Genomic DNA, 23,466 nt, shown 5'->3' with positions numbered 1-23,466 from the left:
CCGGGTCTGGCCATGCCATTGCGACCCGGCCCTAGACACTTCGCTGCAGGCTGCGGTCGGCGCGCCGGTTGCGCACGCCAATGCTGCTTGCACTAAATTGGTGCAATGCTGATGACGACCTCAACACCGTCGCTCGACAGCCTGGGCACCCCGGTGGCCTGGGCCGACCGCGAAGGCCGCGTGCTGGGGGTCAACCCGGCATTCGCGCGCTGGCTCGGCGTCAGCGCACGGCGGCTGGTCGATCAACCGCTGGCTGCGCTGGAAGTGCAGGGCGACGCACTGGCGCGTTTCCTGCTCAACGACGAACGCGACGTGCTGCGCCTGCACCGGCTGGCGCTGGGCCTGCCCAATGACGCACCACGCTTTGCCGAAGGCTGGCTGTCGCGGCTGGACGATGGTGGCTGGTTGCTGGAGACGCACCCGGTCGACGAATTCCCCGCGCTGGACCCCACTCACGCATTGCCCAATGCCTTGAGCGCTGCGTTGAAGGGCCTGGCGCACGAACTGCGTAACCCGCTGGCCGGCCTGAAGGGCGCCGCGCAGTTGCTGGCACGCCGCTCGGCCGGTCGCGATGAAGACGAGCGCGAGCTGATCGAGCTGATCGGCACCGAGATAGAACGCCTCAACACCTTGCTCGAACGCCTGCTCTCGCCATCGCCGCTGCGCCCGCACGATCGCCTCAACATCCACGTGGTACTCGAGCGCGTGCTGCGCCTGGCCGAGGCCGAAGGCGGCTGGTCGGTGCAGGTGCAACGCGATTACGACCCCAGCATTCCCGACATCCTCGGCGATGTGGACCGGCTCACCCAGGCGGTGTGGAACCTGGTGCGCAACGCGTTCCAGGCCGGCGCCACGCGGGTGACCCTGCGCACCCGCGTCGAACACGGCCAGCGCATCCGCGACCGCGTGCATGCGATGTCGCTGCGGCTGGAAATCATCGACGACGGCGGCGGCGTGCCGGAAGAACTGGCCGAACACCTGTTCCTGCCGCTGGTCAGCGGCCGCGCGGAAGGCAGCGGGCTGGGCCTGGCCCTGGCCCAGCAGGTCTCGCGCGAACACCACGGCACCCTGACCTACCGCTCGCGTCCGGGCCATACCGTTTTTACCCTGCTGCTGCCCGAGCTGGCCGGCGATCACGACAAGGAGCATCTGCATGGCTGAGGCCGCCGCCGCATCCCACCACATCTGGGTGGTCGACGACGACCGTTCGGTGCGCTTCGTGCTGTCCACCGCCTTGCGCGACGCAGGCTACGCGGTGGATGGCTTCGAAAGTGCCGCCGCCGCATTGCAGGCACTGGCCATGCGGCCCACCCCGGACCTGCTGTTCACCGACGTGCGCATGCCCGGCGAAGACGGCCTGAGCCTGCTCGACAAGCTCAAGTCCAAGCACCCGCAGTTGCCGGTGATCGTGATGTCGGCCTATACCGATGTCGCCAGCACCGCCGGCGCCTTCCGCGGCGGTGCGCACGAATTCCTGTCCAAGCCCTTCGATCTGGACGATGCGGTGGCGCTGGCTGCCCGCGCGCTGCCCGACGCCGGTGCCGGTGTCGACGAGCTCATCGGCATGCCGCTGGCCGAAGGGTCGGCCGCGCTGATTGGCGATACCCCGGCGATGCAGGCCTTGTTCCGCGCCATCGGCCGCCTGGCGCAGGCACCGCTGTCGGTGCTGATCAACGGCGAAACCGGCACCGGCAAGGAGTTGGTCGCGCGCGCGCTGCACAACGAATCGCCGCGCGCGCGCAAACCCTTCGTGGCGCTTAACACCGCCGCCATCCCCGCCGAGTTGCTGGAAAGCGAGTTGTTCGGCCATGAAACCGGCGCATTCACCGGCGCCACCAAACGGCACATCGGCCGCTTCGAACAAGCCGATGGCGGCACCTTGTTCCTGGACGAAATCGGCGACATGCCGCTGCCGTTGCAGACGCGCCTGCTGCGCGTGCTGGCAGAGAACGAATTCTTTCGCGTCGGTGGACGTGAGTTGATCCGGGTCGATGTGCGCGTGATCGCCGCCACCCACCAGGACCTGGAAGCGCTGGTCGAGCAAGGCCGCTTCCGTGCCGACCTGCTGCATCGCCTGGATGTCGTGCGCCTGCAGTTGCCGCCGCTGCGCGAGCGCCGCGGCGACATCGCGCAACTGGCTGAGAATTTCCTGGCCATGGCCGGACGCAAGCTCGACATGCTGCCCAAGCGGCTGTCGTCGGCGGCGCTGGAAGATCTGCGCCAATACGACTGGCCCGGCAACGTGCGCGAACTGGAAAACGTCTGCTGGCGCCTGGCCGCCCTGGCCACCGCCGACATCATCGATGTGATCGACGTGGACGCGGCACTGGCGCGCGGCCGCCAGCGCACCGGCCGTAGCAGCGCCGGGCAATGGGACGACATGCTGTCCAGCTGGGCCGCGCAACGCCTGAGCGAAGGCGCCCAGGGCCTGCATGCCGAAGCGCGCGAGCGCCTGGACAAGACCCTGCTGGAAGCCGCCCTGCAACTCACCCAGGGCCGTCGTGCCGAAGCGGCCGCGCGCCTGGGGCTGGGCCGCAACACCGTCACCCGCAAGCTCGGGCCGGGGCGCAAGCGCCGCTGATTGGCCCACACCCGGAGTCGAGCCCCTCTCCCGCCTGCGGGAGAGGGGTTGGGGTGAGGGGCGCCTGCGGAGCGCCGTGCTGCGCGCGCAGGTGGTTGAGCCAAGCAGCGAACCAGACGAGATTGACGAGCATCACCCCGGCAAGCGTGCATGAGCGCGCCGCGTTCTTGCACGCAGGCACCACTGTCTCGATGACCTGGCGGCGCACGACGCCCCCATCCGCCCTTCGGGCACCTTCCCCCGCAAGCGAGGGAAGGAAGTAATCCGGAAGGCGAGCAGGGAAGGAAGCAACCCGGAAGGCGAGCAGGGAAGGCGGGAACGCGGGGAAGGCGAGCAGCGAGCGTCATGCTCGGGCCCCTCTCCCGCCTGCGGGAGAGGGGTTGGGGTGAGGGCGCTGTTTGCGCGCATCCCGGCCGGCCACACACCAGCCCCGTAAACTCGTGAGCTGCCCCGAGCGCATTTCATGACATGTGAACACGCGCCCGCATAGGTTTTCAGCCTGATCAGGAGAACAGCTCGATGCGTTATCGGTCGTCCACGATCGTTGCCCTAGCCGCTGTGGCGCTTGCCGCCTGCAGCACCACCCCGCCGCCCCCACCGCCGCCCCCGCCTGCGGCGCGCGTTGTGCCCGCGCGTCCGGTGCAGCAGGCCGAAGCCGCGCTGGCTTCGGCCTCGGGCAGCCTGGTCAGCGGCCGGGTCGTGCTGGTGCCAGCGCTGCAGGGTATTCGCATCACCGGCACGGTCGGCGGCCTGCGTCCAGGCGGCGTGGCGGGCTTCCATGTGCACGAACGCGGCGACTGCAGCGCGGCCGATGCCAGCAGTGCGGGCGCGCATTTCAATCCCTCCGGATCGGCGCACGGACGTGCCGGCAGCAATCCTCATCATGCCGGCGACATGGACAATCTGCGCGCCGATGCCGAAGGTGTCGCGCACCTGGACATGATCGTCGCCGGCATCACCCTGGGCGATGCCGCCCCCACCGATGTGATCGGCAAGGCGCTGATCGTGCATGCCGATGCCGACGACTATCGCAGCCAACCCGGCGGCAATGCCGGCGCCCGTCTGGCCTGCGGCGTCATCCGCGTCACCCAGTGGCGCACACCCCCTTCGCAGCCCTGAGTTGGGGCATCAATGGCCGCAACTGCGGTCTCTACAGGAGTTTTCCCATGCGCATTCTTCCCACCACCCTGTTTCTGGCAACCGCGCTGGTGCTGACCGCGTGCAAACGCGACGAGCCCGCACCGGCCGATCCCGCGCCCGCACCGACGGCCAGCACGCCGGCAGAGGCGGCCCACGGCGGCGAGCACGCCGCCGCCATGGTGACCGAAGCGGCCGCCACCACCACGGCCACCGCCGAACTCAAGCCGACCAAGGACAGTGAGGTCAAGGGCACGGTGACCTTCAAGACCGTCGACGGCGCGTTGCGGGTGAGCGGTCAACTCAGTGGGCTCAAGCCCAACAGCGAGCACGGCTTCCATATCCACGAAAAGGGCGATTGCAGCGCGCCGGACGGCAGCAGCGCCGGCGGCCATTTCAATCCGGCCCAGTCCGACCATGGCAACGTCAGTGCCGACCCGCACCACGGCGGCGACATGCCCAACATCAAGGCCGACGCGCAAGGCAATGCCAGTATCGACGGACCGGTGTCGAGCAACGTCAACCTCGGCAAGGCCGACCAGTTCGATATCGCTGGTCACGCGGTGATCGTGCACGCCGATGCCGACGACTACAAAACCCAGCCTACCGGCAATGCGGGTGGCCGCCTGGCTTGCGGCGTGATCACCACCGACAACGCGCCCGCACCGACCAAGTAAATGAATGTCGATGGTCACGCCGCGGTATGCCCCGGCGTGACCACAACGACGCTGTCAGAACACGTAGCACCGTAGGAGCGCGCTTGCGCGCGATGAAGCGTTACCGGAGAAATGCCCCCGCCGATCACGCCTCATCGTACGCAAGCGCGCTCCTACCAATGCCATGGTGACTTGCGCCGAGGGCTGCAATGCGTCCAGGCGGCCGGCACACCGACGAGCGATGCAATCAACAACTGGTGCGTCATCGTGGCGACCGCGTGCCACTGCGTGGCGTGCGTCTAACACGACGCCGGCAGAACACGTAGCACCGTAGGAGCGCGCTTGCGCGCGATGAAGCGTTACCCGAGAAATGCCCTCACCGATCACGCCCCATCGCGCGCAAGCGCGCTCCTACCCATGGTGGCGATCGCCAACGCGTCGTGGATGTGTCCGCATCCGTCGTGCGCGCAATGGTGCTGCCGGGCAAGCGCACAGCCGTGGTCGTACTGCCTTGCAGGAGCAACACCTGCGCGGGCGCAATCGCATACGTCGCCATGCGCGCGTCTCGGCGTATCTGCTGCAGGCAAGGCACGCCCGCATGAAAGACGCAGGCACGCTCGAGCTCTGCCACGGACACTCAGGTCTCCAACACGCCCAGTCGTCAGGCAGGCATCGCGGACACCTGCGTGCTGCTTATGCGGACAATGCCTGCCGCGGATCCTGGCCTGGCTCCACATGCACATAAAGCACCGGCAGGCCATGCGCCTCCAGCACTGCGGCCATTTGCCGCTGGCGTGAGAGGAATTGTTCGTAGACGCCGCGCAGGCGCTCGCAGTTTTCGCGGTCGTGCGCGTAGTAATCGCACCAGCCGGCCGGGTCGAACAGCGCGATACGCACTTCGCCATCGACGTAGCGCAGCACCGGCTCGGGCGGCTGTTCCAGCCATTCTTCGCTATGCGGCGCCAGCAGGGCGGCTTCGATCAGCGGCCACAACGGGGCCAGGCCCTGGTTGTCGTACTGCATGGAGATCATCGCCGCCAGATCGTGCGCGGTGAGGTAACGCGCGTGTTCGATGCGTGCACCGAAGCTTTCCTGCGCCAGCAGCGCGGTGTCGGCCTGCGCCATGCCCTGGGCCAACAGCACCTCTTCCATCGCCTCGGCCACGGTGGCCACGATCTGCGGGTTGCCGGTGAGCAGGAACGGCAATACGCGCAGCCCGCCACCGGTGAGCTGCGCATCGGCCTGGAACGGCAGCGGAATCTCGCCCTGCGCATCGGCGCCGAAGGCCAGCACCCGCGGGCCCTGGTCGCGGCCCGGGGCGCGGGCATGCAGTTCTTCCAGGCGGCGGTGCAGCGGCCAGCCCGGCCGCAGCACTTCAGCCGGGTCGAAGTGCGCCATGCCCACGCTGAGCTCGAGTTCGCGCACCTCGGGGATCCACTGCGCCAGGTCGCGGCCGATGCGTTCGGCCAGCATGCCGGCCTGCTCCGGCGCCAGGGCGCCGCGCTCGGGGGCGGTGCCGCCCGTCAATTCCAGCGCCATCACACCCATGGCGGTCACGCCGTGTTCGGTCTTGCTCATGATTCGCGGTTGGCCCATCACGGGGTCGAAGCTACACTGCGGCCATTATGCCTGCCGGCCCTGTGCAGGCCATGTCCCCGAGTCCTTCATGCCAGGTCAACCGATGCCCGCAGCCCGTCCCGTCGCCATTCTGGGCGGCGTTCGTATCCCGTTCTGTCGTCAGAACACCGCATACGCGGACGTGGGCAACCTGGGCATGTCGGTGCGCACGCTGGGCGCGCTGGTCGAGCGCTTCGGCCTGCATGGGCAGCAACTGGGCGAAGTGGCGATGGGCGCAGTCATCAAGCACTCCTCGGACTGGAACTTGGCCCGCGAGGCTGCGCTGTCGTCCGGGCTGTCGCCGCTGACGCCGGGCATCACCCTCCAGCGCGCCTGCGGCACCAGCCTGGATTCGGTGATCACCATCGCCAACAAGATCGCGCTGGGCCAGATCGATTCGGGCATCGGCGGCGGCTCGGACACCACTTCGGAAGTGCCGATCGTCTACGGCAAGAAGCTGCGCGCGCGGCTGATGGCGGCCAACCGCGCCAAGGCCACCGGCGACAAGCTCAAGGCCTTGCTGCGCGGCTTCAAGCTGAGCGAACTCAAGCCCGAATTCCCCGGCGTGGCCGAGCCGCGCACCGGCAAGAGCATGGGCGACCATTGCGAGGACATGGCCAAGGAATGGAACATCTCGCGCGATTCGCAGGACGAGTGGGCGGTGGCATCGCACCACAAGCTGGCCGCTGCCTATGAGCGCGGCTTCTTCGACACGCTGATCGCGCCGTTCCGCGGCGTCTCGCGCGACAACATCCTGCGTGCCGACACCTCGCTGGAAAAGCTGGCCACGCTGCGTCCGGCCTTCGACAAGAGCTCCGGCCGCGGCACGCTGACCGCGGCCAATTCCACCCCGCTGACCGACGGTGCGGCCGCAGTGCTGTTGTCCAGCGAAGCCTGGGCGCTGGCGCATGGCCACACCCCGATGGCCTATCTGCGCGATGCGCAGGTGTCGGCGGTGGATTTCGTGCATGGCGAAGGCCTGCTGATGGCGCCCACCATTGCGGTGCCGCAGATGCTGGCGCGCCAGGGCCTGACCCTGCAGGACTTCGACATCTACGAAATCCACGAGGCGTTTGCCGCGCAGGTGCTGTGCACGCTGCGCGCCTGGGAAAGCGAGGATTACTGCCGCACGCGTCTGGGACTGGACGCGCCGCTGGGCCGTATCGACCCGGACAAGATCAATCCGCTGGGCTCGTCGCTGGCCACCGGCCACCCCTTCGCTGCCACCGGCGCACGCGTGGTGGCCACGGCCGCCAAGCAACTGGAAGAACGCGGCGGCGGCCGCGCGCTGATTTCGATCTGCACCGCCGGCGGCATGGGCGTGGTGGCGATCGTGGAGCGCTGACGCTGCTGCGCAGCGTGGGATTGGGCATTCGGGATTGGGGATTCGCAAAAGCAGGCGCGGACTCCTGATTTCACCAATCCCCAATCCCCAATCCCCAATCCCAAACCTGCAAGGACGCATGGATGTCGAACGTTGATTCACACGAACCGCCTACGCTCTATCTGCCTCCGGCGCAGGGCGATGTGTGGCGCGAAGGCGATGTGCTGGTGTGTACGGCGGGCGCCAATCTGCCGCCGCGGTGCGTCAAGTGCAATGTGCCGGCCGACATGCCCCCGCGTCGCTACATCTTCCATTGGCACCACCCGGTGATCTACGCGGCGCTGCTGCTCGGCGTGTTGCCGTACCTGATCCTGGCCATTGCGTTGCGCAAGCGCAGCGCGCACGTGCTTACCTTGTGCGCGCAACACGAGCGCCGCCGCGTGCGCTATGTCGCGGTGGCGATGGCATCGGTAGTGGCGTTGCTGGTCTGCGGGCTGTCGATCGATAGCCAGTTCTGCTGGCTGATCGGTGCCGGCGTGATGGCAGCGATGCTGCTGATCGGACGGCTGGGCGCGCGCGTGTTATCGCCGACCCAGGTCGACCATGCGCAGGCGCGCTATCTGGGCGCCTGCGATGCCTTCCTGAGCGACCTGCCGCCACCGCCGCAGGTATCGCGCCAGCGCTGATGCACTGCGGCGCACCTGGGGTGGGCGCCGCTGCAACGTCGAACGGGCCGCATCGATTACAGGATGCGATCGTCCTGCGCGAGTGAGTCGGACACCGGTGTCGAACCTGTCGCTACCAACGGCCCACGCAACGACTGCTGCGGCATGGGCTCATGCACCGGCTCACCGCGGGCGGCACGCAACGCATTGGCATAGCAATGCTGCGCCGAGAGCAGGTCGCCGGCGGCGGCAAATCCATGGCCCAACTCTTCCCAGGCCTCGCTGCCGGCGCCGTTGGCAAGCGCGCGGTGCAGGAACTCTTCGGCCTGCGACCACTGCTGCTGATGGCGAGCCAGACGTGCCAGCGTCAACAGCAGGCCGGGGCTGTCCGGATACTGGGTCAGCCAGCGCTGCGCGCTGGCCCGGCGCGAATCGTATTTTTCCAGCGGCAGCACGCCGTACAGACGCACCAGCGATTCGTCCCACTGCGTATCCAGCGCCTGTTCCAGACTGTGCACGGCGGCATCGTCCCAATGCAGCACCGCGGCACGTTGCGCATAGGCACCGACCACGGCCGGGTAGGTGCGCAGCGGCTTGGGCAGCGCTTCCCAACGCTCGGCCAGCGCATTGGCATCGCCGGCCTGCAACAGGGTCTGTTCGGCCAGCGTGGCCTCCAGCGCGCTATAAGCCTCCGGTGCGAGCACCGCCTGCTGACGCAAGGCGCCGAGCTGGCCGTAGGCCTCGTCGGCACGTCCGATCTGCGTCAGCGCATGCGTGCGCAGCAACAGGCCGCGTGCCGGCAGCGGCTGCGCGTTGGCGGCATCGAGCGCATTGATCGCCTCGACCGGGCGTTGCCGCGCCAGATGCCGCTCACCCTGCAACAGCGCATGCGCTGTGGGGTCGCGCTCGGCCAACTGCTGTGCGAGCGCATTGGCTGCTGCCTCGTCGCCGCGTGCATCGGCCACGCGCACCGCGCTGGCGAGTGCAATGCCGCTGACTTCGTCGTCTTCGCTGGCAGTGACCAGCAGCCGCTCTGCGCGCTGCCACTGGCCGTGGTCGGCGGCGCGCAGGCCTTCGATCAGGCGCGCACGGCCCTTCTTGCGGCGGTACTTGCCCCACACGCGGAACGGCAGGCTGATCAGCGTCCACAGCAACCACAGCACCAACAGCGCGATGATCAGGATCAGCACTGCCTGCGGCATCGCGGCGCGATAGTCGTTGCCGCCCACGCTGACCACCACGTTGCCCAGGTCGTAGCTGTTCTGATGCGACAGCCACTGCGCACCGAGCACGCCCAGGGCCACGGCAACCAACAGGATCAAGACGGTACGCAGCACTTTCATTGGGTGGATCTCCCTTCACGCATGGCCTGCAGTTGCAGCAGGGTGGTGCCCAGTTCCGGCAATTGCGGACGCAGTGGCGCTTGTTGCAGCGTGCGCAGGCGCGTGCGCACCTGGCGGCGTTGCGGCGATTCCGGCCACAACCGTGTGGTCCAGGTGTCCACGCGGCGCAGCGATTGTGCAAAGCCCTGCGGATCGCCGCGTTCGGCGGCGGCGCGGGCGAGACTGATTTCGATCTGCAAGGCATCGCTGGCGGCATGGCGGTCGCCGGCAGTCAGCAAGGCGTCGCCACGGCTGGGACGGATGTCCACCAACGGTGCCAACGCCTTCTGCCACCACGGCCGCGCCGCCTCGGTCGCTTGCGCCGACTGTTCGGGCAGGCGTTGCAGATCGCTGGCCAACTGGTCCAGCGCCTGACCCACCTGGGCCTGCGGACCGGCGCCTAGGCGATCCAGCGCATCGCGCTCCTGCACCAGTGCCTGGCGCAGATTGAGGTAGCCCGGATCGTCGATGCCATTGAGTGCGGCGTTGGCCAGCGCGTAGGCGCGGCGGGCGCCATCGGCGTCGCCGGCGATGCTCAGCCGCTGCTGGCCGAGCCGCAGCAGCAGTTCCACTTCGTCCAGCCGCAGCGCCTGTGCGCCATGCCGGTTCGGGTCGGCAAGCTTCTGCACGGTGTCTTCGAGCAAGGCACTGCGCTGGCCCAGGCCCAGCATTTCATCGCGCAGCACGCGATTGGTGGCCGCAGCGTCCTGCAGGCGCTCGTTGGCCAGGCGCTGATCGCGTCGCAGTGTTTCCAGCATTTGCTGGGTACCGTCCCAGCGCTGCTGCTGCGCCTGCGCTACCTGCAACTGCGTCTGGTGATAGCCCTGCCATGCACGCCAGCCGAGAAACAGCGCCACGCCCACAGCGGCAACGGCCAGCACCACTAGCAGCAAGGCCCAGGGAAACCGTCGCGTGGGTGCGGGCATTTCGGTCATTCGAACATCCTCGGGCAGTCACGACCGGCGCAGGCGCCGCAGTCATCTGGCACAGCATGGCGTGCGCTGGCAGAGCGCCGCAAGCTGTGCTTGGGTTCGCAGTTCAGCAAGGTCGCGACGGCGTCACGATGGCTGCCGCAGCGGCAACCAGCTGTTCCGGCAACGGACCTGCGGCGCGGACGACCCGGCTGAAGCCTGCGGCATGCGCGGCGTCGCACAGGCGTTCGCTGGAGGCGACCAGCGGGCGTTGCCGCACTGCCTCGCTCAATCCTGCGGGCAACTGCTGCAGCACCAGCGTCAGCGCCTCGGCACTGCTCATGGCCAGTACGCTGCGCGGCAGTGCGTCGGTCAAGGCGTGTAGCGCCGATGGGCGCAAACGCAGCGGGACGCGTTGATACACATCCGCCCGCAGGATGCGCGCACCGCGTTGTTCCAGGGCAGGCGCCAACATGCCGCGTCCACCCGGCGCGGTGATCAGACCGACGCTTTGCAACGGCGCCGCGAACAGCGGCAATGCGAGCAGGCCTTCGCTGTCCATGCGCGCAGGACGCACGACCGCATCGATGCCACAGGCCTGCAGCGCGCGCGCGGTGCCCTCGCCCACGCTCACCCACTGCGCCTGCGCCGGCTGCTGCAATGGCTGCAGCTGATGCGCGGCGCGCACGGCCGCCGGGCTGGTGAACACCGCGATGGGCGCCTCCAGCGCACCCTGCAAGGCGGCGCGCGCCTGCATGGTGTCGTTGGTCTGCAGGCGCCAGGGCGACAGTGCCAGCAGCCGCCCGCCATGCCGCGCTACCGCCCGTCGCAACGGCGCGTGCTCGCCGCTGGGACGGAGCGAGAGCAGGGTCAATGTATCGGCGAGCCGGGGAGGGCGGGTCATCTGGCGATTATGCGAGAGCGTTGCCGTCTGGGGGTGGGTATCGCGTGCTGTGTTGGCGCGGACGGGGATTTAGACCGGCCTGCACAGAAGTGGCGCGCCGCTGCCAGAGGGGCGCCGACGGCTCCCTGGAGTCGGCAAGTCAGCGCGGTACATGCCGATTCCGGCACCTGGTCGCGCCCCTCCGATGGCCACGCAGTCGCTCTGGTCGTCGCGCTTCATCCGCGCGCCTGGTGTTGCGTTGTGTGCCGCTCAGCAGGATGCCTGCGTTTCTGCGGCCACAACCTCGCGCTGGGGTCTGTGCCGATTGCCGCCTCCGCCCACGATCCGCCACGACAATCGAGCTGGAGTGGCGCCGTGATCAAGTCCTACCTCATCAACATGCAGCGCAGCGGCGATCGCCTGCAGGCGATGTCGGCGCGGTTCCAGGCGTTGGGGATTGCGTTCGAGCGCCTTCCTGCAGTCGATGGCGCCACGCTCACGCCTGAGCAGATCGCCGCCTTCGTGCGTGAGCGTCCGCTGGAAAATTCCGGCGATGCCTTCAGCACCGGCCCGCGCAAATGGAACGCGTCCAACATCGGCTGCTTTCTCAGTCATCAGGCGGCCTGGCGCATCGCGGCCGAGTCCGACGATGCCTACACCGCCATCTTCGAAGACGACATGCACCTGTCCGATGCGCTGCCCGCAATGCTGCGCAGCACCCACTGGCTCCCGCCGGGCAGCAGTGTCGTGCGCCTGGAACCGTCCTACAACCGGATCAAGCTCGATGCCAAGGTCGCCGACATCGCCGGGCGCCAGCTGCGCCTGGTGCGTCCATCGACCTATCAACATTGCTGGCCGGTTTGCGCCGGTGCGCTGATCATCAGCCGCGAGGCGGCGCGACTGTTACTGGCCGCCGACGCGCGCTGGCACACGATGGCCGATATCTTCTTGTTTGGCTGGAACGAATCGCCGGTGGCGCAGCAGCTGTCCACCTATCAGCTGGCACCGGCAGCCTGCATCCAGGACAAGTTCTTTCACGCAGCGCCGGAGCAGATCGTGTTCACCAGCACCATCGATGTGCCGCTGACACGCGCGCAGAAACAACGCAGCGCGCACTGGAAGGCCAAGGCAACCACGCTGTTGCGCGTGGCGCAGGGCTATCGCAAGGTCGTGTTCGCACCGTAAAACCACGCTCGACACGGTGGCGCCGTGGTGATCGCAGGTCTTGTAGCTGCGCATTGGCGCGCTGACGCTGCGCGCCAATGCGGCGGCAGCTGATGCCTATGGATCTGCGGTTTTGACGACGCAACACCCACCGTGCAACCACCCGAGGCTGCACGCGTTCACCATGCGGTACCGCATGTCATCCATATGCACAAGACGCTCGCCGGACATTGCGGCATGATGCCGCCCTTCGCCGTCAGCCAGCCATTGTCGATGACTCCTTCTTGCACGCTCGTCTCCGCCCTGCAGTCGCTGCAGCAGCAGTTCATCGCCATGCCGCCGGTGCTGTCGATGGGCATTGCTGTGGATGGCTTGCACGATGGCGCGCTGCGCCTGCGCGCGCCGCTGCAGGCCAACGTCAACGACAAGGCCAATGCGTTCGGCGGCAGCCTGGCCTCGTTGATGACGCTGGCCAGCTGGGGATGGCTGACCCTGCAACTGCAACTGGCCGGCCACGAAGCCGACGTGTATGTCGCCGACAGCCAGCTGCGTTATGTCGCGCCCGTATACGAAGACCTGGTGGCCGATGCCGAGCCCGCGGAGTTGGGTGGCTGGGATGCCTTTCTGGCGACCTTCCGGCAGCGCGGCAAGGCGCGCATCGGCATGCGCGCGCAGATTGCACTCGGGTCGGGCGCGGCGGCGGCCACGTTGAGCGGGCGCTTCGTGGCGTTTCCAAAACGGTAGGATGCGGGCTGGATCAAGGGGGAATGCGCATGCGTGCACTGATTGGGGCGATGGTCCTGCTGGGGCTGGCGATGCTGAGCGGGCTGGCCACTGCGGGCAGCCGTGCCCAGGCGCGTGCGCTGGAAACCACCCAGGCCGCCTATACGGCGGCGGTGCGCTGGAGCGATTTCGATGCCGCGCAGGGGTTTGTCGAACCGACCTACGCCCAGGCCCATCCGCTCAGCGACCTGGAACGCTCGCGCTATGAGCAGGTGCAGATCTCCGGCTACCGCGAGGTGCGCGTGGGCGAAGATCCCAATGGCGACCTGCGCCGGGAGGTCGAACTGCGCGTGATCAACCGCAATACCCAGGCCGAACGGCTGGTGCGCAGCATCGAGATCTGGCACTGGAACCCCGAACAGAAGCGCTGGTGGCTGGTCAGCGGCCTGCCCGATCTGTGGAAGGGTCAGTAGCCCGGCCGCTGCCCGGCTGGCCGTCGCGTGCGCCAGCTGTGCGACAATTCCCGCCCGCTCGACTGACCCTGACCCCGTGAATTTCGAAGAGCTGCAGGCCTTTGTCGGCCGCAACCCCATGTTGTCGCTGGCCCTGGTGGGCCTGACCATCGCCCTGATCGTCACCGAGGTTGCGCGCCTGTTCCGCGGGTATCGCGCACTCAAGCCGGCCGAGCTGACCCGTTTGATCAACAGCGAAGACGCGCTGGTGATCGATCTGTCGCCCACCGCCGATTTCGAAAAAGGCCATATCGCCGGCAGCCGCAACGTGGCCCTGGCCAAGTTCGACCCGGCCGGCAAGCTGCTCGCCAATGCCAAGGCATCGCCGGTGGTGGTGGTCTGCCGTAGCGGCACCACCTCTGCAGGCGCGGCCAAGACGCTGAAGAAAGCCGGCTTCGAGAAGGTGTACTGGCTCGAAGGTGGCATCGCCGCCTGGCAAATGGCCGAGTTGCCACTGATCAAGGGCCGCTGATCCGCCTTGTGCGGCAGCTCGCAAGCCCCCATTGCTTGCGTGAGATACTTGCGTTTTCACGTCTGCATCACTCAACGCTGCACCCACCGAACCGCTTCTGGAGTTAGGAATGTCCGACGAAATCCTCAACGGCGCCGCCGCGCCGGCCGACGCCGCTGCTGGCCCCGCTTTCACCATCGAAAAGATTTACGTCAAGGACGTGTCTTTCGAATCGCCGAATGCACCGGCTGTCTTCAACGACGCCAACCAGCCCGAGCTGCAGCTGAACCTGAATCAGAAGGTCCAGCGCCTCAACGACAACGCCTTCGAAGTCGTGCTGGCCGTGACCCTGACCTGCACCGCCGGCGGCAAGACCGCCTACGTGGCCGAAGTGCAGCAGGCTGGCGTGTTCGGCCTGGTCGGCCTGGAGCCGCAGGCAATCGACGTGCTGCTCGGCACCCAGTGCCCGAACATCCTGTTCCCGTACGTGCGCACCCTGGTCAGCGACCTGATCCAGGCCGGCGGCTTCCCGCCGTTCTACCTGCAGCCGATCAACTTCGAAGCCCTGTACGCCGAAACCCTGCGTCAGCGTTCGCAGGGCGAAGGCACCTCGCTGGCCGATTCCGAGCCGGCTGGCAACGCCTAAGCACTGTCTGCGCCGATGAGCGATTCGACCCGCAAGATCGCCGTTCTCGGCGCCGGTTCCTGGGGCACGGCTCTGGCCGCGCTCCTCGCCAGACATGGTCACCCGACCGTGCTCTGGGGGCGCGATGCGGCGATGGTGGAGGCCATCGACCGCACCCACGAGAACGTGCGTTACCTGCCCGGCATTCCGCTGCCGGAGACGTTACGTGCCACGACCGATCTGCAGGCCGCCGTTGCCGATGCGGACTGGATCCTGGTCGTGGTGCCGTCACATGCATTTACCGAAACCATCCGCCTGATCGCTCCGTTGCGTCCGGCCGGTGCTGGCGTTGCCTGGGCAACCAAGGGCTTCGAACCCGGTTCCGGGCGGTTCCTGCATGAGGTGGCGCGTGACCTGCTGGGCCCCGGGGTTGCGCTGGCGGTGGTGACCGGGCCGTCGTTCGCCAAGGAAGTCACGCTCGGTTTGCCCACTGCCATCACCGTACACGGCGACGATGCGGCGTTTGCGCAAGTCGTGGCCGATGCCATGCATGGCCCAACCTTTCGTGCCTACACCGGCGATGACATGGTCGGCGCCGAGCTCGGTGGCGCAATGAAAAACGTGCTGGCGGTGGCGACCGGCGTGGCCGACGGCATGCAGCTTGGCCTCAACGCGCGGGCCGGTTTGATCACGCGGGGCTTGAACGAGATGCTGCGTCTGGCCGCAGTGATCGGTGCGCGCCCGGAGACCCTGATGGGCCTGGCCGGGTTGGGCGATCTGGTACTCACCTGCACCGGCGATCTGTCGCGCAACCGCAGGCTTGGGTTGGCGCTGGGACGCGGACAGAGCCTGAATGATGCGATCCGCGAGATCGGCCAGGTGGTGGAATCGGTGCAGACCGCCGATGAAGTCATGCGTCAGGCCGAGCATCACGGCATCGAGTTGCCGATCTCCAACGCCGTGCGCGCGGTCCTGCATGGCGAGATCACCCCGGAAGCCGGGTTGAAGGGGCTGCTGGCCCGCGAGCGCAAGCCCGAGTACCCGCAGACCCTGTTTACCTGATCGACGTGCGGCGTGCTTGCGCGCTGCATGGCATCAACAAAAAGCCCGGCATTGCCGGGCTTTTTGTTGGCCGATGATCGCACGCCGCAGGGCGGCTGCAGCCATTCACGCGCATTGCCTTATCGAATGCCATACCCGTTGCATCGGCTTGCTGCCGTTTCTGCACGCGCTTTGCGGACCGATCGCGCAAAAGAAAGAAGCCCGGTCGGGGGACCGGGCTTCCAATGCAACGCGGGAGAGAGAGTCGCGTTGCAGTCAAACGTGCGGCTTACCAGCTGAAGCGCGGGCCGACCGACCATTCCTTGTTGCCGTCGCCATCCATACGGATGTCGCCGTTGATGCCCCAGTTCTGGTTCAACTTCACCTGGGCGCCAAGGCGGCCGTAGAAGTTGTCGCCGATGTCGATGCCGCGCTTCTTGGAGAAGTCTTCGTAGCCAGCCAGGGCATAGACTTCGAAGTGTTCGCCGAAGGCGTTACGCAGGCCGGCTTCCACGCTGTAGCCGTCGAAGCTGATGTTCGGGGTGTCCAGGTCCAGCTTGCGATACGCAACGCGCGCAACGAAGTCGGTGCTGGTGGCGATCTCGTGGTTGTAGCCCACACCCACGCCCCACTGCTGGAAGTCGGAGTTGGAGCTTTCGAACACGTTATCGTTGTCGTCGGCGTTCTGCTTGCTGTAGTCACCGAACACGTGGAAGTTCGGAGCAACGGCATACGAAGCCTTCAGGCCCCAACCGTCTGCATCGCGACCTTCGGTCGGGGTGCGCACGTAGTCGCCTTCGACGAAGTTGTAAGAGAGGTTTTCAGCAGCGGAGGCCGCAAACGGCAGGGCTGCGAGGAGGCCGAGGGCCAGCAGTGAAGTCTTCATGATCAATACCTGTACTTATGGTTTGGGCCGGCGCTGAGGCGGATGCCGTTCGCTGCCGAGATGTAAATTCTCCGTTATTCGATGGAACGCGACATGAATTTTGAACTGAGCAGTGAATGAATCATCGCGCCAGATTCAGCTGCGCTTTCTTGTGGCCGTCATGCGATGCGAGTAGCGCACGTGCAAAACGTGATGCGACATTCACTCCGCACCGGCGATGTGACGCGCGCGTGCACAAACACGAAAACACACGGGTTTTTCGGCCATTTCGACGCCCGAGCACACTGCACTGACATCGCCGCTGTGAGCATTGCACGCTCTTGATTGGTAGCGGAGCAGCATCGTGGCAAAGAAGAAGACGATGGCGCGGTTTCTGGCCGAGACGCTGCATAGCGCGGGGGTGGAGCGGATCTGGGGGGTGACCGGCGACAGCCTCAATGGCCTGACCGATGCATTGCGCGAGATGCAGACCATCGCGTGGATGCATGTGCGTCACGAAGAAGTTGCCGCGTTCGCCGCAGGCGCGGAGGCGGCGGTGACCGGCGAGCTGGCGGTGTGCGCCGGCAGTTGCGGGCCGGGCAACCTGCATTTGATCAACGGTTTGTTCGACTGCCATCGCAGCCGGCAGCCGGTGCTGGCGATCGCCGCACACATCCCCTCGTCCGAGATCGGGCTGAATTATTTTCAGGAAACCCATCCGCAGGAACTGTTTCGCGAGTGCAGCCACTTTGTGGAACTGGTGACCAATCCGGCGCAGCTGCCGGAAGTGCTGCATCGTGCGATGCGCACGGCGATCCTGCAGCAGGGCGTGGCGGTGGTGGTGATCCCCGGCGACATCGCGCTGCTGGAGGTGGACAAGCATCTGTCCAGCGCATGGCCGGCCCTGCGCGCGCCGCGCGTGTTACCCGCTGCCGACGATGTGCAGCAGCTGGCCGAGGTGTTGCAGCAGAGCAAGGCGGTCACCCTGCTGTGCGGCAGCGGTTGCGCCGGTGCGCATGATGCGGTGGTGGCACTGGCAGATACCCTGGGCGCGCCGATCGTGCATGCGTTGCGCGGCAAGGAGTATGTGGAGTGGGAGAACCCGTTCGATGTCGGCATGACCGGCTTGATCGGTTTCAGTTCCGGCTACCACGCGATGCTCAACTGCGACACCTTGATCATGCTGGGCACGGATTTCCCGTACCGGCAGTTCTATCCGAAGGACGCGACCATCGTGCAGGTGGATCGCGACCCGGGCGCGCTAGGACGGCGCACGCCGTTGCAGCTGGGCATTGCGGCGGATGTCGGCGAAACCATCGCGGCCTTGCTGCCGCAGTTGCAGCGTCGCGAAGACCGCCGTTTCCTGGAAAAATCGCTGGAGCACTATCGCAAGGCGCGCCAAGGGCTGGACGATCTGGCAGTGCCGGCGGATCCGGGCGAGCCGCTGCATCCGCAGTTCGTGACCCGGCTGATCAGCCAGATCGCCGACCAGGATGCGGTGTTCACCTGCGATGTCGGCACGCCCACGGTATGGGCGGCGCGCTACCTGCGCATGAACGGCAAGCGCCGTCTGCTGGGATCGTTCAACCATGGCTCGATGGCCAACGCGATGCCGCAGGCGCTGGGCGCGCAGGCGGCGTTTCCAGGGCGTCAGGTGATTTCGCTGTCGGGCGATGGTGGCTTTGCCATGCTGATGGGCGATTTCATTTCGCTGGCGCAGTTGAACCTGCCGGTGAAGGTGGTGGTGTTCAACAATGCCTCGCTGGGGTTTGTGGCGATGGAAATGAAGGCAGCCGGTTACCTGGATACCGGCACCGAGCTGCGCAACCCGGATTTTGCCGCGATGAGCAATGCGATGGGCATCCTGGGTATCCGCGTGGATGAGTCGGCGCAGCTGGAGCGCGCGTTGCGGCAGGCATTTGCGCATTCCGGTCCGGCGCTGGTGGATGTGCGCATCGCCACGCAGGAGCTGGCGGTGCCGCCGGCGATCAAGCTCGAACAGGCCAAAGGCATGGGGCTGTATCTGCTCAAGGCGGTGATGAGCGGGCGGGGCGATGAGGTGATCGAGCTGGTCAAGACCAACCTGCGCTAACACTGCCGGTTCTATCATCGGCCGACTTTCCTCGGATTGCCTTCATGCCACGTTCGCTGCTGCGGCAACTGCTGCTGATCTGGGTGGTGATCGTGGCCGCCTGCCTGGGCGTGGCCACGATGTTGTACGGCTTGTACCGTCAGACCGAAGGCGTGCGGCTGGAAGATGCGCGGCAACAGTTGGGCAACCAGTGCACACGCATCGTGCAGCGTTATGCCGGCGCAAGCGAGGCCGCGCGTAGCGGCGACAACGGCGCCGGCTTGGCTGCGGTGGTGGTGCAATTGGTGCTGGCCGATGCGCCCGGTGTGGAAGGCGGCGTGTGGAATGTGGACAAGGGTTTCATCGCCTATGCCTACCCCACCTACGACGGTAGCGATCACAAGACCGATATCCCGGCGGCCGAGTGGGCAACCATCGTGGGCACCGCGCGGCAAAGCGCGCAGGGACGCAAGCCCGTGCAGTTCCGTCGCGATGGCAGTCGCGAGGTGCTGCTGATCAGCGCCTGCCCGTTGGCGGCCGGTACCGCCGCGTGGACCATGTCGCGAGTGCCGGCGAGCAGCTCGGACGCGTGGCGGCCGCTGGCGATCGGCATGGTGTTGATCTTTGCGATGGTGGCGGTGTCGGCTATTGCGCTTGGGGTGGTGGTGCGGCGCTGGAGCCAGCGCCTGCAGAAGATTCAACACGCGTTGGCGGCCGACACCGAGATACCGCAGATTCCGCATACCGGCGCGCCCGAACTCGACCGGCTCGGCGCTGCGGTCACCGGGTACGCGCAGCGCACTGCGCAGGCGATTGCGCAGACCCGCAAGCTGGCCGACGAGCTGTCGCGGCATGAGCGGCTCGCCGCGCTCGGGCGCATGACCGCAACGGTCGCGCATGAAATCCGCAACCCCATCGCCACCATGCGGCTTGCGGTGGAAAACGAGATCGCACGCCGTGATCTCACCCCCGACGATGCGGCGCATGGTGCGCTGATGCTGGCGCAGATCCGGCGCCTGGATGGCGTGGTCGAAAGCCTGCTCGGCATGGTGCAGCCGATCCGCCTGCAGCTGGAAACGGTGGTGGTACAGGACTGGCTGGAAGAGCTGCTGGATCCGGCGCTGTTGCCGCACGCCGCGCATCGACTGCAGCTGCAGGTGCCGGATGCGCCGCTGCAGTGGCAACTGGATCCGCAGCAACTGGGACGCGCGCTGCACAATTTGCTGCGCAATGCGCTGCAGCATGCCGACCCCGGCACGCAGGTCGCAGTGCGCGCGCAGCAGCGCGAAGCTGCGTTGCATCTGCAGGTGAGCAACCACGGTGCACCGGTCCCCGAGCCGATCGCAGCACAGCTGTTCGAACCGTTCGTCAGCGGTCGCAGCGACGGCAACGGGTTGGGGCTGGCGTTGGTGCGCGAGATCGCACGCGCGCACGGCGGCCAGGCGCAGTACACCCATGCCGACGGCATGACCCATTTCATTGTGGAGCTGCCATGGCGTGTATCCTGATCATCGACGACGACGCAGCGTTTCTTGCCACCTTGCAGGCGACGCTGCGCTCGCTCGGGCATCGCGTGATCGCCGCCAGCAACGGCGCGCAGGGCCTGGCGCAGTTGCGCGAAGGCGGTATCGACCTGGCCTTTGTGGACTTCCGCATGCCGGGCATGGATGGGATCGAGGTGCTGCGCGCGCGGGCAGGCGATGCGCAGGCGGCCCAGGTGCCGCTGGTGATGCTGACCGCCCATGTGTCCAGCGGCAACACCATCGAGGCGATGACGCTGGGTGCGTTCGACCACCTGGTCAAACCGGTGGGGCGTGCCGATATCGTCGATGTGGTGGAGCGCGCGTTGCTGAGCCGCGCCGATGCTGCGACCGCCGAGCCGCCGATCCCGCTGCCCGAAGAAGACGATGCGCTGGTCGGCCACAGCCCGGCGATGCGCACGGTGCACAAGCGCATCGGGCTGGCGGCCGCATCGGAGCTGCCGGTGCTGATCACTGGCGAGACCGGCACCGGCAAGGAGTTGGCCGCGCGCGCGTTGCATCGTGCCAGTGCGCGCGCGGAGGCGGCGTTCGTGGCGGTCAATTGCGCCGCGATTCCGCTGGAGTTGATGGAGAGCGAGTTGTTCGGCCATCGCAAGGGCGCCTTCTCCGGTGCGACCAGCGACCGGATCGGCCTGATCCGCGAGGCCGATGGCGGCACCTTGTTCCTGGACGAAATCGGCGACATGCCGCTGCCGATGCAGGCCAAGCTGCTGCGCTTCCTGCAGGAAGGCGAAGTGACGCCGCTGGGCGGCCGCGGTGCGCAGAAGGTGGACGTGCGCGTGCTGGCGGCCACCCATCGCGATCTGGCCGCGTGGGTGGCGGCCGGGCAGTTTCGCAGCGACCTGCGTTACCGCTTGAACGTGGTACCGATCGAACTGCCGCCGCTGCGCGAGCGCGGGCAGGACATCGTGCTGCTGGCCCAGTACTTCCTGCGGACCGGGCCAGGCGGTGCGCGCACGCTGTCGCCGGCCGCGCAGGCGCGTGTGCTGGCCTACCCCTGGCCGGGCAACGTGCGCGAGTTGCGCAACGTGATGCAGCGCAGCCAGGTGCTGGTGCGCGGGCACAGCATCGAGGCGGACGATCTGGACGAGGCGCTCGGCGAGATGGCGCCGCCGCAGGCGATGCCGGCCGCTGCGGAAATGCAGCTTCCCGAGGCGGTGGCGCGGCTGGAGAAACAGATGATCCAGGACGCGTTGGTGCATAGCGGCGGCAACCGTGCCGAGGCAGCGCGCCGGCTCGGCATTCATCGCCAACTGCTGTACCGCAAGCTCGACGACTATGGGTTGCAGTAGGCGCGCGGGCGGCACCAGTGCAGCGGTGCGGATGGGCGATCAGGTGGTGCTCATCGAACGGTTCGCCGGCCCGTCCTGACCCGCGCCGGCACAAGGTTGCATGCCGCTGCATTCCGCAGGCAGTGAATCGGCCAGGCAGCCCTGGGCCAGCACAGTCAGCCGCGTAGCCGCACCCGCAGGTTGCAAGCGCTGACGCCGTTCTTCAAGCGGACAGCGCAGCGCAGGGTGTCTGCAAAACGGACGCGGTTGGATGAAATGCAGACGTCCATTCGCCCCGTTCCAGGCCCTCCGCCTTGAAAAACAAGGCTTCCACAGTTGGCACGATGCCTGCGTTGTACCTACTGCGAGCGGCACTCCTTGCCGCGCTGGAGACATCACATGCTTCGTCAGACCGCACTTGCCTTTGCATTGGCCTGCAGCGTGGCCACCGCTGCGGCGCAGGTTCCACCGCCGCCTGCCGCGCCTGCCGCACCGCGTCCGCCGGTGGGCACGCCACCGCCACCGCCGCCGATGCCGCCTGTGCCGCCAGCACCGGTGGCCGCCGCGCCGGTGCAGGTCACTGGCACCGTCGAGCGGTTCATGCTCACTCCCAATGGTGAGGTGGAGGGGTTGTGGCTGCGCGACGGCACCCAGATCGGGTTTGCACCGCATCGGTCCGATGAACTGCAGGCAGCCGTGCGCCGCGGCGATACGGTGAGCGTGCAGGGCTATCGCCTCGGCGATCTGCCGGTGCTGCGTGCCAGCAGCATCCGCTCCACGCGCAGCAAGCGTGAGGTAGTGGACCGCCCGCCGTTGGCCGGCGACATGCCGCCCCCGCCGCCCCCGCCTGCTGCACTGACGCCGTTAACAGCGGATGGTCGCATCGAGCGCCTCGTCTATAGCCCGGGCGGCGAAACCAACGGTGCGTTGTTGAGCGACGGCACCGTGGTGCGGATGCCGCCGCATCTGGCACTGCAGTTGGGCGACCTGCTGCGCACCGGAGCACCGCTGAGCGTGCGCGGGTTCGGCGTCGCCACCGCCGCCGGGCGTTCGATCGAGGCTACCGAGGTAGGCCGCGACCGCGCCTCGCAGCGTGCGTTGTTCACGGCTCCGCGTCCGGATGGCCCGCTGCCACCGCCGCCGGCACCACCGGGGCCGCCCGTGCCACCGGCCGCACCGCCGACACCGCGCTGACCCGGGGCGCCGCCGCGAAGGCGACGGCGGCGCCCACGCGCAACATTCGTTTACGCACCTCCGCCGCGCCCGTGCGTGGCGGCGGGCGCGGCTTGCCGGCGTTGGCCGGTCCTACCTAGTTGGAGTCCACAATGCATTGGGTCGATCCTGATTTCCTCCCTGAAACCCGCGGCACCCTGGCGCGTTTTCTGCTCAATCCCAAGGCCGATATCGATGGCCTGCTGTTGACCGACGGCACCGAGGTGCACACCCCGCCGCATCTGTCGGCAGCCCTGCTCAAGGCGCTCAAGCCGGGCAGCGCCTTGACCGTACGCGGCCTCAAGCCGCGCGATGTGGACATGCTGGTGGCACTGGCGATCGACCCGGCCGGCGGCAAGCGCATCCTCGACGAAGGCCCGCATGGGCCGCATGCCAAGCCCAAGCCCAAGCCCAAGCCCAAACCGCCGGCCGGCAAGCCGCCCAAGCCGCAGCTCACCCAGCACGCCGGCACCATCGCGCGGCTGCTGCATGGTCCGCATGGGCAGGTGCATGGCGTGCTGTTGGACGATGAAGTGACGGTACGCTTCCCGCCGCATGCCGGCGCCGACTTCGCCAGGCAACTGGTGGTCGGCAAGCCGTTGGTGGTCGAAGGCGATACCAAGGCGACACCGCATGGCGTGTTGATCCACGCGCACGCGCTGGGCAGCAAGGCCGCCGGGTTGAAGCAGATCGAGCATCCGCCGCATGGCCCGGGCGCGCCCAAGCCCAAGCCCAAGCACTAGGCGCCGCGTATGTGTCCGCTGCGCTGGAATGAGCAGGTCGTCATCGGCGTTGTCATGCAGGCAGGCCGTGCCTGGCAACAGGCAACAGGGC

General features: G+C 67.3%; 22 protein-coding genes. 17 read left to right on the top strand and 5 right to left on the bottom strand.

Annotated elements, in window-relative coordinates:
* The first annotated feature begins 105 nt into the window (after positions 1-105).
* The 4 genes from FHY18_RS20550 to FHY18_RS20535 all read left to right on the top strand — a co-directional run bounded on the left by FHY18_RS20550 (position 106) and on the right by FHY18_RS20535 (position 4,395).
* The gene (locus FHY18_RS20550; protein WP_005992718.1) at positions 106-1,161 is read left to right on the top strand and encodes an ATP-binding protein; all 1,056 of its coding nucleotides are present in this window, start codon (positions 106-108) and stop codon (positions 1,159-1,161) included.
* Positions 1,154-2,581: a nitrogen regulation protein NR(I) gene (ntrC, locus tag FHY18_RS20545; protein WP_259159535.1), complete on the top strand. Its 1,428-nt coding sequence runs from the start codon at positions 1,154-1,156 to the stop codon at positions 2,579-2,581. The genes FHY18_RS20550 and ntrC overlap by 8 nt, the downstream gene beginning before the upstream one ends.
* Before the next feature lie 519 nt (positions 2,582-3,100).
* Positions 3,101-3,700, top strand: coding sequence for a superoxide dismutase family protein (locus tag FHY18_RS20540; RefSeq protein ID WP_259159534.1), 600 nt, complete (start codon positions 3,101-3,103; stop codon positions 3,698-3,700).
* A 47-nt stretch (positions 3,701-3,747) separates the two neighbouring features.
* Entirely contained in the window at positions 3,748-4,395 is a 648-nt protein-coding gene (locus FHY18_RS20535) for a superoxide dismutase family protein (protein WP_259159533.1), read from the top strand.
* Between the two features lie 672 nt (positions 4,396-5,067).
* Here FHY18_RS20535 and FHY18_RS20530 read toward each other — a convergent pair.
* Positions 5,068-5,952: a hypothetical protein gene (locus FHY18_RS20530; RefSeq protein WP_259159531.1), complete on the bottom strand. Its 885-nt coding sequence runs from the start codon at positions 5,950-5,952 to the stop codon at positions 5,068-5,070.
* 88 nt (positions 5,953-6,040) lie between these two features.
* Between FHY18_RS20530 and FHY18_RS20525 the strand changes: the two genes are divergently transcribed.
* Both FHY18_RS20525 and FHY18_RS20520 read left to right on the top strand, forming a co-directional pair.
* Positions 6,041-7,336 (top strand): acetyl-CoA C-acetyltransferase, encoded by a 1,296-nt coding sequence (locus FHY18_RS20525; protein WP_259159528.1) that lies wholly within the window; start codon positions 6,041-6,043, stop codon positions 7,334-7,336.
* Between the two features lie 122 nt (positions 7,337-7,458).
* Positions 7,459-8,001: a hypothetical protein gene (locus FHY18_RS20520; RefSeq protein ID WP_259159527.1), complete on the top strand. Its 543-nt coding sequence runs from the start codon at positions 7,459-7,461 to the stop codon at positions 7,999-8,001.
* 56 nt (positions 8,002-8,057) lie between these two features.
* On the opposite strand, the gene FHY18_RS20515 is transcribed toward FHY18_RS20520, so the two are convergent.
* From FHY18_RS20515 to FHY18_RS20505, 3 genes are all read right to left on the bottom strand, one after another.
* The gene (locus FHY18_RS20515) at positions 8,058-9,323 is read right to left on the bottom strand and encodes a heme biosynthesis HemY N-terminal domain-containing protein (RefSeq protein ID WP_259159526.1); all 1,266 of its coding nucleotides are present in this window, start codon (positions 9,321-9,323) and stop codon (positions 8,058-8,060) included.
* Positions 9,320-10,297, bottom strand: coding sequence for a uroporphyrinogen-III C-methyltransferase (locus FHY18_RS20510; protein WP_259159525.1), 978 nt, complete (start codon positions 10,295-10,297; stop codon positions 9,320-9,322). The genes FHY18_RS20515 and FHY18_RS20510 overlap by 4 nt, the downstream gene beginning before the upstream one ends.
* Positions 10,298-10,400: 103 nt before the next feature.
* Positions 10,401-11,246 (bottom strand): uroporphyrinogen-III synthase, encoded by an 846-nt coding sequence (locus FHY18_RS20505; RefSeq protein WP_259159703.1) that lies wholly within the window; start codon positions 11,244-11,246, stop codon positions 10,401-10,403.
* Between the two features lie 285 nt (positions 11,247-11,531).
* On the opposite strand from FHY18_RS20505, the gene FHY18_RS20500 reads away from it, so the two are divergent.
* From FHY18_RS20500 to FHY18_RS20475, 6 genes are all read left to right on the top strand, one after another.
* Entirely contained in the window at positions 11,532-12,341 is an 810-nt protein-coding gene (locus tag FHY18_RS20500) for a glycosyltransferase family 25 protein (protein WP_259159524.1), read from the top strand.
* 252 nt (positions 12,342-12,593) lie between these two features.
* The gene (locus tag FHY18_RS20495; protein WP_055853726.1) at positions 12,594-13,064 is read left to right on the top strand and encodes a YiiD C-terminal domain-containing protein; all 471 of its coding nucleotides are present in this window, start codon (positions 12,594-12,596) and stop codon (positions 13,062-13,064) included.
* Between the two features lie 29 nt (positions 13,065-13,093).
* Positions 13,094-13,516 (top strand): hypothetical protein, encoded by a 423-nt coding sequence (locus FHY18_RS20490; RefSeq protein ID WP_259159523.1) that lies wholly within the window; start codon positions 13,094-13,096, stop codon positions 13,514-13,516.
* Positions 13,517-13,592: 76 nt separating this feature from the next.
* A complete protein-coding gene (locus FHY18_RS20485; RefSeq protein WP_104611868.1) occupies positions 13,593-14,027 on the top strand; it encodes a rhodanese-like domain-containing protein in 435 nt (144 codons plus the stop codon).
* A gap of 109 nt (positions 14,028-14,136) precedes the next feature.
* Positions 14,137-14,652: a protein-export chaperone SecB gene (secB, locus tag FHY18_RS20480; RefSeq protein WP_055853720.1), complete on the top strand. Its 516-nt coding sequence runs from the start codon at positions 14,137-14,139 to the stop codon at positions 14,650-14,652.
* Positions 14,653-14,667: 15 nt separating this feature from the next.
* On the top strand, positions 14,668-15,693 hold the full coding sequence (locus FHY18_RS20475; protein WP_259159518.1) for an NAD(P)H-dependent glycerol-3-phosphate dehydrogenase: 1,026 nt from the start codon (positions 14,668-14,670) through the stop codon (positions 15,691-15,693).
* A 268-nt stretch (positions 15,694-15,961) separates the two neighbouring features.
* Here the strand turns inward: FHY18_RS20475 and FHY18_RS20470 are convergent, their stop codons facing one another.
* Positions 15,962-16,558 carry a diffusible signal factor-reguated Ax21 faimly virulence factor gene (locus FHY18_RS20470; protein WP_064507944.1) on the bottom strand — a complete coding sequence of 199 codons (597 nt, stop codon included), beginning with the start codon at positions 16,556-16,558 and terminating at the stop codon, positions 15,962-15,964.
* A 361-nt stretch (positions 16,559-16,919) separates the two neighbouring features.
* Here FHY18_RS20470 and poxB point away from each other — a divergent pair, with 361 nt between their 5' ends.
* The 5 genes from poxB to FHY18_RS20445 all read left to right on the top strand — a co-directional run bounded on the left by poxB (position 16,920) and on the right by FHY18_RS20445 (position 23,375).
* On the top strand, positions 16,920-18,629 hold the full coding sequence (gene poxB / locus FHY18_RS20465) for a ubiquinone-dependent pyruvate dehydrogenase (RefSeq protein ID WP_259159700.1): 1,710 nt from the start codon (positions 16,920-16,922) through the stop codon (positions 18,627-18,629).
* A gap of 44 nt (positions 18,630-18,673) precedes the next feature.
* The gene (locus FHY18_RS20460; RefSeq protein ID WP_259159517.1) at positions 18,674-20,116 is read left to right on the top strand and encodes a HAMP domain-containing sensor histidine kinase; all 1,443 of its coding nucleotides are present in this window, start codon (positions 18,674-18,676) and stop codon (positions 20,114-20,116) included.
* Complete coding sequence (locus FHY18_RS20455; protein WP_259159516.1) at positions 20,101-21,441, top strand: sigma-54 dependent transcriptional regulator; 1,341 nt, start codon at positions 20,101-20,103, stop codon at positions 21,439-21,441. Before FHY18_RS20460 ends, FHY18_RS20455 begins: the two co-directional genes overlap by 16 nt.
* A 378-nt stretch (positions 21,442-21,819) precedes the next feature.
* Positions 21,820-22,614, top strand: coding sequence for a hypothetical protein (locus FHY18_RS20450; RefSeq protein ID WP_259159515.1), 795 nt, complete (start codon positions 21,820-21,822; stop codon positions 22,612-22,614).
* 131 nt (positions 22,615-22,745) lie between these two features.
* On the top strand, positions 22,746-23,375 hold the full coding sequence (locus FHY18_RS20445) for a hypothetical protein (RefSeq protein WP_259159514.1): 630 nt from the start codon (positions 22,746-22,748) through the stop codon (positions 23,373-23,375).
* Positions 23,376-23,466: the final 91 nt, after the last annotated feature.

This window comes from Xanthomonas sp. 3793 (genome assembly GCF_024806835.1).
Lineage (GTDB): Bacteria > Pseudomonadota > Gammaproteobacteria > Xanthomonadales > Xanthomonadaceae > Xanthomonas > Xanthomonas arboricola_F.
The sequence above is the reverse complement of the archived record's forward strand: the minus strand, read 5'-3'. Positions and strand labels throughout refer to the sequence as shown.